Origin of the sequence: Nodosilinea sp. LEGE 07298 (genome assembly GCF_015207265.1) — a bacterium.
Taxonomy (GTDB): Bacteria; Cyanobacteriota; Cyanobacteriia; order Phormidesmidales; family Phormidesmidaceae; genus Nodosilinea.
The window spans coordinates 1-15,675 of record NZ_JADEXE010000159.1 but is presented as its reverse complement, the minus strand read 5'-3'; the positions used below and the strand labels follow the sequence as shown (position 1 = coordinate 15,675).

Genomic DNA, 15,675 nt, shown 5'->3' with positions numbered 1-15,675 from the left:
CGCCTGCCCCGGCACCGTCCTCTAGCTAGCCATTTAGCTACGGACTCCGGCTGGGCAGCCCAGAACTTACCTGAATATCTGCCCGGTGTTAGATGAATAAGAACGTTATAATTCTCTACAGTAAATAATTCCGTTACATGACCCGTTTCCCTGAGGTTTGCCATGAGTAGCCCTGTGCTGCATGCGTTTTACGTCGGTCGTGCTCTGGCCGATGCGGTCAACGAGCGCGCCGAGCGGTTGCTAACCGATGGCCTCAGCCTAGTTGGTAAATTTGATGCCGAGCAGCGGGAATACTTTCGGCAGTTTACGGATGAAGTAATGGTTCGAGCCCAGCAGGCTGAGGCAGAAGCAGGAGTTTCCTACTCTGGTGCTGCTGCTGGAGCGGGTTCGGTGACCGATCTTCAAGCCACTATCGATACGCTGCGAGCTGAAATTGCCCAGGTCCGGGTTGCCCTGCAGCAGTATCGAACCACTTCCCAGGTCTAGGAGTACCCTAAGCCCCAGCCTGGGATTTGAGCACCCCAAGCCTCTGCCCTAAGCTGGGATAGAGTGTCTTAAGGCCGCTACTGTTGCCCCTGTTTTCCTTGCCTAGGAGCCTGAGTGTCTGCTGTTTCCGATTCGTCTGCATCGTCTAAGCTACCGTCCCCCCAAGTCAATGGGGAGGGCAGTTTGGGTCATGGTTCGGAAGTCAATGGTGGTGTTTTAAACGCGTTGCCCCCCGAGCATGTACTAGAGGGTGAAGCGGCATCGCAGCTGCCCTTGGCTAGTACGCTGGGCCTTGAGTCGCCCCCTGGCGAAAAGGGGTTGCCCTTTAGCCAAAAAGCCTATCGCTGGAACCAGGGCCGCTACTCTCGCCAGCGTCGATTTGTCGATATTTGGAGCTTTGTGCTGCGGCTGCTGTGGGCTCGCTGGCTCTACGGCAAAGCCTGGAGCTATGGCGGTACTATGACCCCCGATGCCCAGGCGGCTCGGCGGCATCAGTTAGCGGTGTGGATTCGTGAAACGCTGCTGGATCTGGGGCCAACGTTCATTAAGGTGGGTCAGCTCTTCTCAACTCGGGCCGATATTTTTCCGATTGAGTTCGTTGAAGAACTTTCTAAGCTCCAGGACCGGGTGCCCGCCTTTAGCTATGAGCAGGCCCGCGACATTATTGAGGCTGATCTGGGTAAGCCCATCCACACCCTCTACCGCACCTTTGATCCTATCCCTCTGGCTGCAGCCAGCCTAGGCCAGGTGCATCGAGCCCAGCTGCACAATGGTGAGGAGGTAGTAGTCAAGGTACAGCGGCCTGGGCTGCGATCGCTCTTCACCATCGACCTCTCAATTCTCAAAGGCATTGCCCACTATTTTCAAAACCACCCTAGCTGGGGCAAAGGCCGTGACTGGCTGGGTATTTATGAAGAGTGCTGCCGCATTCTGTGGGAAGAAATTGACTACCTCAACGAGGGGCGCAATGCCGATACCTTTCGCCGCAATTTTCGAGGCGAAGATTGGGTCAACGTGCCTCGGGTATTTTGGCGGTTGACCTCCTCGCAGGTGGTTACGCTGGAGTATATGCCTGGTATTAAGATTAGCCACTACGATGCGCTAGAAGCCGCCGGGCTAGACCGCAGCCGCCTGGCCCGGCTCGGTGCTCAAGCTTACCTGCACCAGCTACTGAATGACGGCTTTTTCCACGCCGATCCTCATCCAGGTAATATTGCCGTCAGCTTAGATGGTTCGCTAATCTTTTATGACTTTGGCATGATGGGGCAGGTGCAGCCGCTGACCCGTCAGCGGTTGATGAATACGTTTATGGGCGTAGCCCAGCGCAATGCTCAGCAGGTGATGAATTCCCTCGTGGAGCTAGGGGCGCTAACCGAGATGGAGGATATGAGCCCAGTGCGGCGCTCTATCCAGTATATTTTGGATAACTTTATGGACAAGCCCTTTGAGGAGCAGTCCATCAACGCCATTAGTGACGACCTGTATGCGGTGGCCTACGATCAGCCCTTCCGCTTTCCAGCTACCTTTACCTTTGTGATGCGAGCTTTTTCTACCCTAGAGGGGGTGGGTAAAGGACTTGACCCCGAGTTTAACTTTATGGAAGCGGCTAAGCCGTTTGCTGCACAGCTTATGTCTAATGGTAACCCGACCGATAGCGCTAACAGTCTACTGGGCGAGCTAAGCCGCCAGGCCGCCCAGGTCAGCACCTCTGCCCTGGGTCTCCCCCGACGCATCGAAGATACCCTCGACAAACTAGAACGGGGCGACATTCGTGTGCGAGTGCGCTCAATCGAGACCGATCGCGCCCTACGACGTATTAGTGGCGTATCCATGGCCAACAACTACGCCATTTTGCTCGGCGCATTTACTCTCTCGGCCACCGGGCTCCTGCTGTCAGAGTTTGTCTGGCTGGCCGTGGTGCCGGGGGTGCTGGCGGTGGGCACTGGCATTGCGTTTCTGCGATCGGTGCTCAAGGTTAACCGGGCCGATCGCCTGCCCTAATGGTTTGGTCCGAGTTGCTATGGTAGACTGCATTTTTTCAGGACTGTCTGACCCAGGGCTGCTGCGCACCAGCAACCAGGATGATTACTATATTGATTCTAAGGGGCGGTTCTTTATTGTTGCCGATGGCATGGGGGGCCACGCTGGTGGTCAGGAGGCTAGCCGTCTGGCTACTGCCGCTATCAAAACTTTTCTAGACCAGCATTGGCACCTTGAAACCGCCACGGCGCTGCTGTTAGAGCAGGCCCTAAAGCAGGCCAATAACGCTATTCTTGACGATCAGCGGCGGCACCCAGAGCGGGCCGATATGGGCACCACCGTGGTGCTAGTCACTTTTCGGGACGGCGACTCCCAGCCCTGGTGTGCCCACGTAGGTGATTCGCGTCTCTACCGGCTGCGGGGGCACCACCTAGAGCAGCTAACCGAAGACCACACCTGGATTGCTAAGGCCATTCGAGCCGGTGAGGTCACCCCAGCCCAGTCGCGTAGCCATCCGTGGCGGCACGTGCTCTCTCAGTGCCTAGGGCGCGACGACCTGGCCGAATTCGGCATTCAACCCATTGAGGTGCAGAGCGGCGATCGCCTGCTGCTGTGCAGCGACGGGCTAACTGAAGAACTATCAGACCACCTGATTGCCTCTCACCTCAAGTCTATTCGTGCTTGCGAAGCAGCGGCTACAGCGCTGGTTAACTCCGCCAAACAAAGGGGAGGACGCGACAACATTACGGTGGTAGTTGTCAATATGACGCCACCATCAAGCAGTACTGACTCAAGCCCCGTAATGAGCCCTGGTGTTTAGCGGCAACCATTGATACCCCTCTCTCCAAGGGTAAATTTTTTGCTGCGACTAGATCAGACTTCCGGCTCATGCTGTGGGGCCTCGAATTGTGTAAGTAGAGTTGATCTCTAACCGCCTATTTCCTTGATTTTACGTTGATATGCCGGTCCGTTAGCCCGCTACCGAGACATTATCGGCTGAGGCAAAGAATATATTAAGAAGTTTACCTTGAGCATTTTTACTTAGCTGTCGTTGCTAAAAAGTGTAAGTTCCCAACCGGTAGATGACGGTTTGGGGATAGCTTGTTATATTCGCTTACAACGCCAACAATTGGATATTTGTCAAATGATTGTTATAATTTGTAAACCATCGCGCATTGATTGTGGTTGGCGTTGTGGCTAAACCCATTCCAGTCAAGAGGCCAGACGGGTTCAGCTTGGTTTTCCGGTATGGAGATCGGGTTGAACGCCTCAGGCTAGTGACTCAGGCATCTTGAGCTTGGGGTACCGATCTCAACTGGGGTGTTGTTCTCTCTCTCAGGAGTAAATCCATGAACGAACCGATGCAACTCTCTCTAGAGCAGCAGTTTAGTCTGCGATCGTTTGAGTCTCAGGTCGACAAAATGAGTCGTGAGCAAGCTCAGCAGTTTCTAGTCAAGCTGTACGAGCAGATGATGATGCGGGAAAGCATGTACAAGCACTTTCTCAAACACGAGTGGGGCATCGGGCCAAATCCCCAAATCTAGCCTCTCCTTCTGCTAAAGCTCTCATGAAACAGCATGAAGACGACGACCTCCCTCTCTTGCAGGATTAACTTGAATCAGGCCGGGGATGTCGGGGCGTCAGCTTCAATGCTATCAATAGACGACCAAGCTGCTGGGCTCAGCGATCGCCTTAAGCAATCCTTTCAAATCAACGCATTCTGAATGCTTTCTGGGCAATTAGGCTGAGATAGCTGCTCGAAGAGTTCTCTAAGCGATGCCATCCTCTAAGCGATGCCAGACCAATCTCACACTCAAAATTTAGATGCTAGGACACCAGGGCTAAGCTAGCCATTCCCTGGCTCGATTTAATGCCAGGCTACATATAGTTCTATAAACCCCGTAGACAGGCCAGAGTTTCATCTACAGCGAGGGTATTGAAACCAGGCCAAAATCAGGATTAGTATTTACGCTAGCTTTGTCGCCATTTGTAGCTGGCGAAATAGATAAGACTCCGGCCCCAGAGCGTCTCAGGTTGCCAGGTAGGGTTGAAACAGCCCGGTCAAACGTTATGGTTAATAGGGAGGGCTTGCCCCACTGCTAGCGGTGGGATGTAAAAAGCAGCCTCTCTTAATCGTCGAGCTTAATTGTTGAGCTGGACGGTGGCCTAAATGGAATCGGTCTTTGACCATCGAACGCTTGACCAGTTTTGTTGCACCTGAACGGGGGAACTATGTTTCAGCGCGCTCTTATCTGTACCGACTTCACCGATGGCATTTACCGACTTGCCCAGTTTGGGTCGAGTTTAGCGGCTGGAGGGTTCAAGTCGCTAGTATTTGTACACTGTATGTCGGTGGAGAGCGGGCCAGAGATTCCACGGCAGGACTCTACACAGCTAGAACCTGCTCGGCAGCGCCTACAAGAACTGCTGCGAGATGCACCCGACGATATTGAAGTCACCATTGAGGTTCAACTGGGTCGTGCCAGCGACTGTATCCTGCGCCTGGCCAAGCAGCACCAGACTGACGTGATCTTTCTGGGTTCACCTACCCGAACATTGCTAGAGGAAAAGTTGTTTGGTAGCACCACTGCTACCCTGGCAGAGAAAACCGGCGTGCCGATGGTTATTTTGCGGCCCCAGCTCATGTCGACCTATACTACCGCTGAGCTAAAGCTGCGCTGTGCTCATCTATTTCGCTATCTCTTAGTGCCCTACGATGGCACCGAGGGAGGCAAAAAGATAATTCAAAACATTCACCGTCAAGTCAAAAACAATCCCAACTCGGTGTTAGAGCGTGTACGGCTGCTGTGGGTTATTGATGACCACGTGCGCCGGGAGCTGCGTGGCGATAATCCTGTAGAACAGGCCCAACAGGAGCTTGACAAAATTCAGGCTGAGCTAGCCGAGCTAAATTTGGTGGTCAACACAACGGTTGTGGAAGGCAGCCCCCTAGAAGAAATTATGAAAACTGCCGAAACTTACGACATCGGGGCGATCGCGGCCTGTTCTCGCAACATTGACGGTATTCTCAAGTGGTCGTCCCCCAGCCTTACCCGCGAGATTTTGCGGTGTAGCTGGCATCCGGTACTGTTTTTTCCTAATTAAAACGGTCTCAAAGTCTCTTAGTAGTAGTCAGTCAGAAAGGCTAGATCCAGTATCGACATAGATAGACTCTAGCTTTTGTAGCACTTTAGCTTTGAGCTTAGTCTGGAGCTCGTTGCGTAGTAGGTCGCGGCTTGTGGTTATGGCCCCAGTAGAGGGGCGGCTGCGGGCGGTGAGAACCCACTCCTGCAGCAGGCTGCGCTGGGGGTCGGAGACGTTGCAACTCAGCACATGGGCACAGCGACGCGGATTTTCGAGGGAAAACAGCAGCAGCTTGTAGGCACCGGTTTGACCCAGCAGTCCGGCGATGTCTTGGCCCAGGGACGTTTTGAGATCAAGGTAGCAGGGCAACCAGCGGGCTCCATAGGCGCTGCTATAGAGTACGGTGAGCCACAGCATCATGGGGTGGGGAGCCATGGTGCAGATAAAGGTGTTGTAGCGAGTGCTGACCAATCGCCGGTTGATTTCGGCCTCGGGCATCATGGCCCAAAGGGTGGCTAAAGCCCCTTTACTGGTAGGTAGCGGGTGGGGGAAGACAATTTCGGCGACGGGCTTGGTGGGAGGCCAAACGGTCAGCTTGCACACCTGATCTTCTTTAAGGATCTCGGCGGGGGCTGGCTGGCGGGTAACGGGCACCCGGTTGAGGGTTGTGCCAATCCGCTGACTGATGCGAAAGCCATTGAAGTAACGTGCTTGGAGTGGCTCTAGGGTTTGCAAAATGTCCTGGGCACTCTGGGGACGGTTTGCTGGCGGCTTAGCCATGCAGCCCATAACTAGGTCTTCGAGCAGCTTAGGAATTTTGATGCTGCTGGCTACTTCGTCTATGCGCTTTGGGGTTTGGGTCTGGTGCACCTTATACCAACCGCCGAAGGTGTGGCTGCTGGCCCGCAGGGGTAGGTGGCCTGTGAGCATCTGAAACATCATTACCCCAAGGCTATAGATGTCAGAGCGGCTGTCTAATTCGCGACCTTCCATTTGCTCAGGGGAGGCGTAGGCCAGGGTACCCATGAAGCAGTTGGTTTGATCGCTATCAATCTGCATGAGCTTGGCGATGCCAAAATCTAAAATTTTGGCCAACTCCCCCAAAGTGGGGTCTTGCACAATCATGATGTTGCTGGGCTTGATATCGCGGTGGATGATGGGCACCGGATAGGGCTGAGTCTTTAGAATGATGCCATCGTGGGCCGCCTGAAGACCCAGACAAATTTGGCGAATCAGGCCCAAAAAACGAGGCACGGGCAGGGGCTGAAGGTTGATCAGCTGGCTCAGGCTTTGCCCTTGAAGGTACTCCATTACATAGAAGGGCACCCCTTCATCGCTGACGCCATAGTCAGTAACACGGACCACGTGAATACTTTTTTGGCCCAGCTGAGCGCAGGTCATCGCCTCTTGCATAAAGCGATCGCGCATTTTTTCGCCGGGCATTGTCTGGGACAGCAGCTTCACGGCTACCTTAACGCCGCCCAGCAGAAAATCTTCGGCTAGATACACACGACCCATAGACCCCTGACCAATGGGTTCTAGTAGTTCATAGCGATTTGCTAATTTACAGCCCAGATTTGAGTCAGCCATAAAACGGTATCAGCCAATAGTCGAGGGGCAGGGTAGGGAGCGAAACGATCCTGACAGAAGAATAATGGGCAGAGCTGGTATCGCTACTGGGTAAACCAGCCAAAGACTTACAGAGCAAGGTTACCCAACTGTAGCGATGGGCACCTATGGACAACCAGACAAGGCTCTTCAAACCCCTGGGCTCGAACCGATGAACCAATAGCAAATCGTCTACCAACGCTCTGCGGACTAAAGTTTATCTTGATGGCGCATCCAGCTATCGCTTTAGAGCTAGTACAACTTACTGACCCTGAAGTATAGAGTTAATATGCCCAGCTATCGCTAAAAGACATTGTTTCCACTTTAGTACATTCGATATAAGAGCCATAAATCAGCTGCCTACTATGGCCTTGGCTGGGCTAGATCCCTAGGGGATGCGTGCCTTGCAGGTGCAGGGTAGCCTCCATAGCGCTGGTCAGATAGTGCCCAGTCATGATGCCGCTGGAGAGATGGTAGCGTTCGTTATCGAGGCGGTAAAGGGTTTCAAACCCAGTGCGGCGCTGGCGATCGCCCAAGGCCCAGTACCGCTGAATAATAGATTCGGGGGCCACCCAGCCCTCCCCTTCGACCCGCCCCAGCAGGCTGTGTTGCAGCACAAAGGTATATTGACAATCGCCACTGGTCAACCGACCTCGGTACTGCAGCGCCATTTCGTTAGGCTGCGCATCGGGTAGCGCCAGCTTCATGACCATGGAGAACCAGTCGTCGCGACTCCAGGCAATCAGGATCTTGCCCTTGACCGGGGTAGGCAAGCGATCGCGCTCCATCCAGCTGCCTTGCAGGGTCCACCGGCCAGGCTCAATTAAAAAGCTATGCACTACACACCGCTCCCCCAGCCATTAACATCCCTTTGATACTGCTTACAGCCTGACCCACTGTCATTTGTCCTCTGCTTCTCAAGCATACGCCCTATTGTTCAGACTGAGGCATGGGGCCTCGATAACCCTTATGTTCAAGGGCTTAACAGGGGATCGCTGAGGCGACCGAGCACCCTAGGACCAATGGCACCCGTGACGGCAGGCAAGTTGCTAGGGAAGCCCTGGCGCTGCCAGTAGCCCAGGACAGCAAAGGCGATCGCCTCTTTATAGCTAGCCGACAGCCCGACCGTATCGGTGGGTTGTACGGTGCTCTCGGGTAGCTGGGCCTGGAGGCGCGCCATCAGCACCGGGTTGTGGCTGCCGCCGCCGCCCACCAGCACGCGATCGGGCAGGGCAGGCAGAAAGGCGCGGTATTCGTGCGCTATGGAAGCAGCGGTAAATTCTGTCAGGGTTGCCACTAAATCTACAGCACTGAGTCCCTGGGCCTGGGCATCCCGCTGGCACTGCTGGAAGAAGTCCCAACCAAACAGCTCGCGTCCGGTAGATTTGGGGGGCGGCTGGGTGAAGTAGGGGTGCTCCAGCCATTGGTTGACTAGGGGTAAACAGGGGTTGCCCTGAGCTGCCCAGGCTCCGTCAATGTCGTAGGTAAGGCTGCCCTCAGATAGGGTATGTATAGCGATGTCGATGAGTGAATTAGCCGGTCCCGTATCCCATCCTATTACCTTGGGCGGGTTGCCCTGGCGGTCCCACGGGAGTAGATAGGCAACGTTGCCAATGCCACCCAGATTTTGCACGCAACGATGCTCAGTAGGGTGGCTAAGTAGGCAGAGGTCTAACACCGGGGCCAAGGGGGCACCCTCTCCCCCGGCCTCAATGTCAGCCTGGCGAAAGTCGCTGACGGTGGGCAAATTAACCCGCTGGGCGATCGCCGCCCCGCGCCCCAGTTGTACTGTGTAGCCCAGCTGAATTGCCCCTTGGTGGGGCAGCGCTGGACGACCCACCGGACGGTGAAACACCGTTTGACCGTGGGAAGCCACTAGCTCAGCCGCGCCCGCCTGGGCCATTAGAGCCTGGGCGGCATCGGCAAAGCTGTGGGCTACGGCATCATCTACGCGAGCCAGGTGCTCTAAGCTGATAGCCTCTCCGGCGCAGAGGGCCAAAATTTGCTGCTGCAACTCGGCAGGATAGGGCCAGGTCAGTCCATCGACCAGTGAAACAGTGAGGTTATAGCCCTGCCCAGTCACCTCCACCAGGGCGGCGTCAATACCGTCAACGGAGGTGCCGCTGATTAAACCAATTACGCGCATGGGCTATACCGGTAGACGTTCTAAGCCTTTGTTGCTGCCAATCACGACCATCAGCCCGCCGGCCTTGAGTCGGGTGACGGGGCTGGGGTTAATCTCAAACTGGTCGGGGTCATTGTCTTGGCTAATCGCCAGCAGGGTAAGCTCGTAGCGGTTGCGCATATCGAGGTCAACGATCGTCTTTTGGTCGAAGGCCTTGGGCACAATCACTTCGGCAATGCAGTGGTTGGGGTCAATTTCAAAGCGATCGAGAATGCCGGGAGTGGTGAGCGATCGCGCCAGTTCGCAGCCCATTTCGTGCTCGGGAAAGACCACGTGGTCGGCCCCAACCCGATCGAGCAGCTTACCGTGGATCTCAGACGACGCCTTGGCTACGACATTCTTGACCCCGGCTTCTTTGAGGTTGAGGGTGGTGATAATGCTCTCTTCGACGTAATTACCGATCGCCACAATCACGGTGTCGAAGTCGGTAATGCCCGCCTCGCGCAGGGCGGAGGGCTGGGTGGTGTCGATCTGAAGGGCGTGGGCGGCGATTTGATCAGTGAGGGCCTGGCTGACCCGGCGCTCGTCGGTATCGGCGGCTAGCACTTCGTAGCCCAGGTTGTTGAGAGTGCCGCACACCGCCCGGCCAAAGCGGCCCAGGCCAATAACGGCAAACTGGCGATTGGGCGATCGCATTTTGCGCAAAAACGTCAGCGACGACAGATTCACAACCCTTTTTCCCCGCTAAAAATAGTGCTCTCAATCGTGCTCTGGCCCGAACCTGACCAATCTTATCACCCACCGCCGTATCCCCACGGCTAGCGGGGTTCTAGCCCAATAGCTATACGGCGAGAAATCTTTTTTGCTAGGCTAACCTAATGGTTTTGGCCCAGAGGGTAAAGAAGGACGTGAATATACAACTAGGTCGCGGCAAAGTAGTCCGCAGAGCGTACGGCATTGACGAAATTGCCCTGGTCCCAGGACCCAGAACTCTGGATCCAAGCTTGGCTAACACCCGTTGGCAGATTGGCGGTATTGAACGCGAGATTCCAATTATTGCCAGCGCTATGGATGGTGTCGTAGATGTGGCTATGGCCATTCGGCTATCTGAGTTAGGGGCGCTGGGGGTGCTAAACCTGGAGGGCATTCAAACCCGCTACGAAGACCCTAACCCAATTCTCGATCAGATTGCCTCGGTCGGCAAAGACGAATTTGTGGGGCTGATGCAGGCTCTCTACGCTGAACCAATCAAGCCTGAGCTTATTACCCAGCGCATTCAGGCGATTAAAGCGGGCGGTGGCGTTGCAGCGGTGAGCCTGACCCCCGCTGGGGCCGCTCGCTTTGGCGCTACTGTAGCTGAGGCAGGGGCCGATCTGGTGTTCGTGCAGGCTACGGTGGTGTCTACCGCTCACCTGTCTCCCAAGGATATCAGCCCGCTCGATTTGGCCGCCTTCTGCGCCGAAATGCCCATGCCGGTGATCTTGGGCAACTGCGTCACTTACGAAGTTGCGCTCAATTTGATGAAGGCCGGAGCCGCCGCCGTGATGGTCGGCATTGGCCCAGGGGCCGCCTGTACCTCGCGCGGGGTGCTGGGCATCGGCATTCCCCAGGCGACAGCGGTGGCCGACTGTGCCGCTGCCCGCGATGACTTCTTTGCCGAAACGGGGCGCTATGTGGCGATCGTGGCCGATGGCGGCTTAGTTACTGGCGGCGATATCTGTAAGTGCATCGCCTGTGGGGCCGACGGCGTGATGATTGGCTCGCCCTTTGCCCGTGCTGCCGAAGCGCCGGGTCGTGGTTTTCACTGGGGGATGGCGACTCCTAGCCCAGTGCTGCCTCGCGGCACCCGCATTAAGGTGGGTACTACCGGCAGCCTGGAGCATATTCTGCGCGGCCCGGCTCAGCTCGACGACGGCACCCACAACTTCTTAGGGGCACTGCAAACCAGCATGGGTACTCTGGGAGCCAAGGATCTTAAGGAGATGCAGCAGGTGGAGGTGGTGATTGCCCCCTCGCTGCTGACGGAGGGCAAGGTGTACCAGAAGGCTCAGCAGCTGGGTATGGGTAAATAAGCGAATCTGGCAGAGCCTCAATGGTTTGAGAAATGGCTTTTGGGACTCTAGAGTCTCAAAAGCCATTCTTTTATTAGAGTTCTAGGCATCTAGCTTTTTTGGTATTGGCAGCCGTGGCAGAATTGGTGAAATAGCTGGAGGCAACCCATGGTTGATATGCAGCAAATTGAAGCGCTGGGTCGGCAAATTGCTGAACAGTTCAGCCCCGATCGCATTATTCTGTTTGGCTCCTACGCCTACGGTGAGCCTACCGAAGACTCCGATGTAGACCTGTTGGTGGTCTTGCCCTTTGAGGGATACCCGGCTCGCAAAGCGGCAGAGATTCGTTGTCAGGTTAAGCCTAGGTTTGCGCTTGATTTATTAGTGCGAACTCCTGAATACTTGATTCAGCGCCTGGCCATACAGGACTTTTTTTTAGAAGATATCGTTAACAACGGTAAAGTGCTGTATGACAGCAATATTACAGGAGTGGATTGATAAGGCCGAGGGAGATTTTGGCACAGCTAGCCGAGAATTGCAGGTTCAGCAAATGCCAAATTACGATGCCGTTTGTTTCCACACTCAGCAGTGTGTCGAAAAATATCTCAAGGCCAGGCTGTTAGTCGCTGACATTCCCTTCCCTAAAATCCATGACCTGACTGCTCTGCTAACTTTGCTTAATCCTGTAGAGCCAGACTGGGAAAGCTTTCGCCCAGCTTTGGCACTGCTGACTGACTTCGCTGTTGAAGTGCGATATCCAGGTTTCTTCGCCGATGAGGAGGTTGCGATTGAAATGTACGAGTTGTGTGCTGAGCTGAGGCAGGCAGTGCGGCAAAGTTTGGGGTTGGCATAAGAGGCCGGGGTTCCACGTCTCAAAAAGACAAAAACTGGCTTTGACAATATTTTGTCAAAGCCAGTTAGCTTAAGGGGTTAGAAAGGAACTAAGCGATCGCCCACTACCAGCTGCGGGTGGGGGCCAAAGCGTGACCACGAATTAGGCTACCCACGGTTTTGGCGGTGATTTTCATCTGCACCAGGGGGTTGGCGGGCACCACAGTCTTGTAGAGGTAGCTGTCGAAGGTGAGCTTCTGCACGTCCATGTCAGAGCACATTTCCACAAATGCCTCACGGGTGGCGTCGGAGCGGTAGAACACCGTTTGCAGCAGGTCGAGCACCTTGTAGGTGATGCCGTACTGCTGATCCCAGCGCTTCAGGTAGACTTTGAGGTCGGCTTCGGTAGGAATGCGAGCCCCACCGTTGGCGAATTCCACAATGGTCTCGGCGCACATGCGGGCCGACTTAGCGGCAAAGTAGATGCCTTCGCCAGAGGATTTGGTGACTGTACCGGCGGCGTCGCCCACCAGGGCCACTCGACCGACGACGCGGCGCGGGCGGGGATGCTCTGGGATGGGGTGCGCTTCTACTTTGATGATTTCGCCACCCTCTAGGCGCTTGGCGGCACGGGCTCGAATGCCCGCCTGGAGGCCCTTGATCTTGGCCTGGTTGACCCGCATGGTGCCGGTGCCTACCGCCACGTGGTCGTACTTGGGGAATACCCAGGCGTAGAAGTCGGGGGAAACATCGTTGCCCACGTACATTTCGGCCAGGTCTTCGTAGTAGGCCATTTTGTCGTCGGGCAGGCGAATGCGCTCTTGGAATGCGATCGCATAGTTGTAGTCGCCTGCCTTAATCGCTTTAGCCACCCGCGAGTTAGCCCCGTCGGCCCCAATCACCAAATCCACCTGGAGCGATCGGTTGTCGCCCACCAGCCCGTCTTCGCGGTGCTCGGTGTAGTGCAGGGTGTAGGCCCCATTCTCAGTGGTGGGAATTTCGAGGGTGTGAACGGTGCCGTTGATCAGCTTAGCGCCATGCTGGGCGGCGCGATCGCGCAGAAACCCATCCAGCACTTCGCGGCGGCACATGCCGATATACTCGTCGTCCTTGAGGGTGCTGCCGATGTTGACCTCAACGTTGGAGGGGGAGATCATCTTCATCTTGCGCACGCGGCGGTCGATGATTTCTGGCGGCAAGTCAAACTCGTCGACCATACAGAGGGGAATGGCCCCACCGCAGGGCTTGGCGTTGTCAAGCTTGCGCTCAAATAGGTATGTTTCAATACCGGCTTTGACTAATGTCTCAGCAGCCGAGGAGCCTGCTGGACCTGATCCTACTACTGCTACCCGAAGTACCAAGGGTGCCTACTCCACTATTGCAAAAGCTACGGATGAATCGTATCACGGGACTTTCGGGATTTTGGCCCTCTCTCATAGGATGTAACTCGATTGAAATACTCGTTTACATTGAGTTATCCAAATTGCGTACAGATCTATTCCTTGGCCAGATAAAATTCTATGGAGATGGGCAAAGGAGCGGAAAAGTGAGGGGAAACGGATCCATTCAGCCTTTGCTGCCGTAGTGCTCTTATTCACCTTTTCTCATTTTCATCTATATAAAAGTGAGGGCCGCTTGCCTGCAAAAAAACTTGATCACCTGCTGGCATTGGTCTTACTCAGCCTCTAAATCAACGCCTAGTTCATCAACCAACCAGTTGATCACCTGCTGGCGTTCGCCGGGGGTGAGGTAGAAGCGGCCCGTTTGGCGCAAGCGATCGTTCATATCTTCGGTATCGGCCAGGGTAAATAGCCCGGCGGTAGTACCGAGGGTGCAGAGAATGTCGTCCTGGCCCTGCTGGTCGAGGCCACCGTAGCGGTAGCGGGCCATGTGCTTGCCCAGGCGGGTAAAGTCGTAGCTATCCTGGGCCAGCCGCTGCTTTTTGTCGTCGGGGATGGGTTCACCCGCCGCCATTTTGGCGTAGTCGGTGTCCAGCATATCGAGTTGGACAATGCGGGGCTGGGAATGGGAATTCAAGCTGCCTCCTATGGCCTGAGCGCGGCCAAAAACATCTGCACAGGGTATGCCTGACCAGAGGTTTCAGGGTAATTGAATCTTTGCGGTTAGCCCTGGTTCTGTTGGATAGTTTTTAGAAATGGACCAAAACCCTGCCTCAAGGCAGATCAGCAATTTCTATCGTCTGGTAGGCCGCCTCGGAAAGCAGATCGGTTTCCGACGTTACCCGATCGAGAAATACCTTACCCTCCAGGTGGTCCGCTTCGTGCTGAAAGATGCGGGCGACGAAGCCTTCCCACACCTGATGCTGGGGCTGCCCGTAGCGATCGCTATACTCCACTTCAACAACCCGATGGCGAGGTACCCGACCGCGCACTCCGGGCACGCTGAGGCAGCCTTCCCAACCCATTTCTAGCTCGTCGCTGGCAGACACCAGGCGGGGGTTAATCATCACGGCAGGATCCATTAGGGGAGCATGGGGATAGCGCAGGTTGGGACGCGAAGCCACGACCAAGATCCGCAGAGCCTGACCTAGCTGGGGAGCGGCGATACCGACACCATGGTCAGATTTCATAGTGGCGAGCAGCTGATCGATTAACTGCTGTAAAGACCTATCGTTGACCGACGCCATGGGCAACGCTACGGGCTGAGCCACCTGGTGCAGCACTGGATGTCCTAGGGTTAATACCTTGGTCTGGGCGACGGGCGGACGGGGCTGAGAAGGCTCTGGCAAGGTCATAGGTTCTGGGTCACAGGTCGAGGTGCGGGACTGCTTTTGGTGCTGCTTTTTTGGTGCTGCTTTTTGGTGCTGCTTTAAATACTGTAGTCATTGTATACATCGCCCCCATCAGCAAGTCACCTGTGCTTCAATAAACCAGCAGGACGCCTCTAGCTCCTGACTCGATTGGGGCGCTACGGGATCCAATTTTCATCAAAGCGCTATATGTAGAATCAGGGACACTTTTTCGCCATATATCTAGTACCCTAAAGATCCCCGTGTTGATGGCTGGACGTTCTAGTCCATGACCAGGTTTCGGGAAAGCGGCTACACCTCCTTGGAAAACCCCAGTTCTGGCGTCAGAATGCTAGCGGGATGGAGGGTGGTGGCCCAATTTGTTCACCCATGCGCTACGTCTGCCTAAGGGCAGCGGTTATTTTAAGAGGTAAACCGTGGATCAGGCCCTGAATCGGTTGTGGGAAGAGGTGCTGAGCCAGCTTCAGGTGGAGCTGAGCCGCCCCACCTTTGAGACCTGGATTAAGCCCGCTCAGGCCCAAACGCTGAGCGATCGCGCTCTAGTAATTTCAACCCCCAACCCCTTTGCCCGCAACTGGGTGCAAAAGCACTATGCGGGCACCATTACCCAGGTGGTAAACAATATTTTAGGCAAAGCCATCGAGCTACAGGTGACCGTGGTACCCGATGGCGACAATGCCTCCGCCGCGCTGCTGCCTATGGCTGAGGTCAACTGGCCAACCCCAGCTCCGGCCCTACCC

The 15,675-nt window shown here is 55.3% G+C and carries 16 protein-coding genes; 9 read left to right on the top strand and 7 right to left on the bottom strand.

The genetic code is table 11. From position 1 onward, the window contains the following. Nucleotides 1-162: 162 nt before the first annotated feature. The 5 genes from IQ273_RS20030 (at nucleotide 163) to IQ273_RS20010 (ending at nucleotide 5,571) form a co-directional block, all read left to right on the top strand. Nucleotides 163-486 (top strand): DUF6825 family protein, encoded by a 324-nt coding sequence (locus tag IQ273_RS20030; RefSeq protein WP_194024928.1) that lies wholly within the window; start codon nucleotides 163-165, stop codon nucleotides 484-486. 285 nt (nucleotides 487-771) lie between these two features. Next, the gene (locus IQ273_RS20025; protein ID WP_278000575.1) at nucleotides 772-2,487 is read left to right on the top strand and encodes an AarF/ABC1/UbiB kinase family protein; all 1,716 of its coding nucleotides are present in this window, start codon (nucleotides 772-774) and stop codon (nucleotides 2,485-2,487) included. Between the two features lie 19 nt (nucleotides 2,488-2,506). Next, the gene (locus IQ273_RS20020) at nucleotides 2,507-3,286 is read left to right on the top strand and encodes a PP2C family serine/threonine-protein phosphatase (RefSeq protein WP_194024927.1); all 780 of its coding nucleotides are present in this window, start codon (nucleotides 2,507-2,509) and stop codon (nucleotides 3,284-3,286) included. A gap of 529 nt (nucleotides 3,287-3,815) precedes the next feature. Beyond that, complete coding sequence (locus IQ273_RS20015) at nucleotides 3,816-4,010, top strand: NblA/ycf18 family protein (RefSeq protein WP_194024926.1); 195 nt, start codon at nucleotides 3,816-3,818, stop codon at nucleotides 4,008-4,010. A gap of 688 nt (nucleotides 4,011-4,698) precedes the next feature. Next, a complete protein-coding gene (locus IQ273_RS20010; protein WP_194024925.1) occupies nucleotides 4,699-5,571 on the top strand; it encodes a universal stress protein in 873 nt (290 codons plus the stop codon). Nucleotides 5,572-5,598: 27 nt separating this feature from the next. On the opposite strand, the gene IQ273_RS20005 is transcribed toward IQ273_RS20010, so the two are convergent. From IQ273_RS20005 to IQ273_RS19990, 4 genes are all read right to left on the bottom strand, one after another. Next, nucleotides 5,599-7,140 carry a serine/threonine-protein kinase gene (locus tag IQ273_RS20005; protein WP_194024924.1) on the bottom strand — a complete coding sequence of 514 codons (1,542 nt, stop codon included), beginning with the start codon at nucleotides 7,138-7,140 and terminating at the stop codon, nucleotides 5,599-5,601. A 398-nt stretch (nucleotides 7,141-7,538) separates the two neighbouring features. Then, the gene (locus IQ273_RS20000) at nucleotides 7,539-7,946 is read right to left on the bottom strand and encodes a hypothetical protein (RefSeq protein ID WP_194024930.1); all 408 of its coding nucleotides are present in this window, start codon (nucleotides 7,944-7,946) and stop codon (nucleotides 7,539-7,541) included. Nucleotides 7,947-8,131: 185 nt separating this feature from the next. Continuing rightward, nucleotides 8,132-9,304 carry an anhydro-N-acetylmuramic acid kinase gene (locus IQ273_RS19995; RefSeq protein ID WP_194024923.1) on the bottom strand — a complete coding sequence of 391 codons (1,173 nt, stop codon included), beginning with the start codon at nucleotides 9,302-9,304 and terminating at the stop codon, nucleotides 8,132-8,134. A 3-nt stretch (nucleotides 9,305-9,307) separates the two neighbouring features. Beyond that, nucleotides 9,308-10,012: a TrkA family potassium uptake protein gene (locus IQ273_RS19990; RefSeq protein WP_194024922.1), complete on the bottom strand. Its 705-nt coding sequence runs from the start codon at nucleotides 10,010-10,012 to the stop codon at nucleotides 9,308-9,310. 179 nt (nucleotides 10,013-10,191) lie between these two features. Between IQ273_RS19990 and IQ273_RS19985 the strand changes: the two genes are divergently transcribed. From IQ273_RS19985 to IQ273_RS19975, 3 genes are all read left to right on the top strand, one after another. Next, nucleotides 10,192-11,355 (top strand): GuaB3 family IMP dehydrogenase-related protein, encoded by a 1,164-nt coding sequence (locus IQ273_RS19985; RefSeq protein WP_194024921.1) that lies wholly within the window; start codon nucleotides 10,192-10,194, stop codon nucleotides 11,353-11,355. A gap of 147 nt (nucleotides 11,356-11,502) precedes the next feature. Continuing rightward, entirely contained in the window at nucleotides 11,503-11,832 is a 330-nt protein-coding gene (locus IQ273_RS19980; RefSeq protein WP_194024920.1) for a nucleotidyltransferase domain-containing protein, read from the top strand. Next, nucleotides 11,804-12,187 carry a HEPN domain-containing protein gene (locus IQ273_RS19975; RefSeq protein ID WP_194024919.1) on the top strand — a complete coding sequence of 128 codons (384 nt, stop codon included), beginning with the start codon at nucleotides 11,804-11,806 and terminating at the stop codon, nucleotides 12,185-12,187. The genes IQ273_RS19980 and IQ273_RS19975 overlap by 29 nt, the downstream gene beginning before the upstream one ends. Nucleotides 12,188-12,290: 103 nt before the next feature. Here the strand turns inward: IQ273_RS19975 and chlP are convergent, their stop codons facing one another. From chlP to def, 3 genes are all read right to left on the bottom strand, one after another. Further along, the gene (gene chlP / locus IQ273_RS19970; RefSeq protein WP_194024918.1) at nucleotides 12,291-13,526 is read right to left on the bottom strand and encodes a geranylgeranyl reductase; all 1,236 of its coding nucleotides are present in this window, start codon (nucleotides 13,524-13,526) and stop codon (nucleotides 12,291-12,293) included. Between the two features lie 313 nt (nucleotides 13,527-13,839). Then, the gene (locus IQ273_RS19965) at nucleotides 13,840-14,202 is read right to left on the bottom strand and encodes a hypothetical protein (protein WP_228053431.1); all 363 of its coding nucleotides are present in this window, start codon (nucleotides 14,200-14,202) and stop codon (nucleotides 13,840-13,842) included. A gap of 136 nt (nucleotides 14,203-14,338) precedes the next feature. After that, on the bottom strand, nucleotides 14,339-14,920 hold the full coding sequence (gene def, locus IQ273_RS19960; RefSeq protein WP_194024917.1) for a peptide deformylase: 582 nt from the start codon (nucleotides 14,918-14,920) through the stop codon (nucleotides 14,339-14,341). 431 nt (nucleotides 14,921-15,351) lie between these two features. On the opposite strand from def, the gene IQ273_RS19955 reads away from it, so the two are divergent. Further along, a partial coding sequence (locus tag IQ273_RS19955; RefSeq protein ID WP_313898177.1) for a DnaA N-terminal domain-containing protein occupies nucleotides 15,352-15,675 on the top strand: 324 nt, incomplete at its 3' end.

Excerpts from the sequence above, each read along its gene's own strand:
- IQ273_RS20030 (WP_194024928.1), top strand. The coding sequence starts at position 163 with ATGAGTAGCCCTGTGCTGCATGCGTTTTACGTCGGTCGTGCTCTGGCC.
- IQ273_RS20020 (WP_194024927.1), top strand. The coding sequence starts at position 2,507 with ATGGTAGACTGCATTTTTTCAGGACTGTCTGACCCAGGGCTGCTGCGC.
- IQ273_RS20015 (WP_194024926.1), top strand. The coding sequence starts at position 3,816 with ATGAACGAACCGATGCAACTCTCTCTAGAGCAGCAGTTTAGTCTGCGA.
- IQ273_RS20010 (WP_194024925.1), top strand. The coding sequence starts at position 4,699 with ATGTTTCAGCGCGCTCTTATCTGTACCGACTTCACCGATGGCATTTAC.
- IQ273_RS20005 (WP_194024924.1), bottom strand. The coding sequence starts at position 7,140 with ATGGCTGACTCAAATCTGGGCTGTAAATTAGCAAATCGCTATGAACTA.
- IQ273_RS20000 (WP_194024930.1), bottom strand. The coding sequence starts at position 7,946 with ATGGAGCGCGATCGCTTGCCTACCCCGGTCAAGGGCAAGATCCTGATT.
- IQ273_RS19995 (WP_194024923.1), bottom strand. The coding sequence starts at position 9,304 with ATGCGCGTAATTGGTTTAATCAGCGGCACCTCCGTTGACGGTATTGAC.
- IQ273_RS19980 (WP_194024920.1), top strand. The coding sequence starts at position 11,503 with ATGGTTGATATGCAGCAAATTGAAGCGCTGGGTCGGCAAATTGCTGAA.
- IQ273_RS19975 (WP_194024919.1), top strand. The coding sequence starts at position 11,804 with ATGACAGCAATATTACAGGAGTGGATTGATAAGGCCGAGGGAGATTTT.
- def (WP_194024917.1), bottom strand. The coding sequence starts at position 14,920 with ATGACCTTGCCAGAGCCTTCTCAGCCCCGTCCGCCCGTCGCCCAGACC.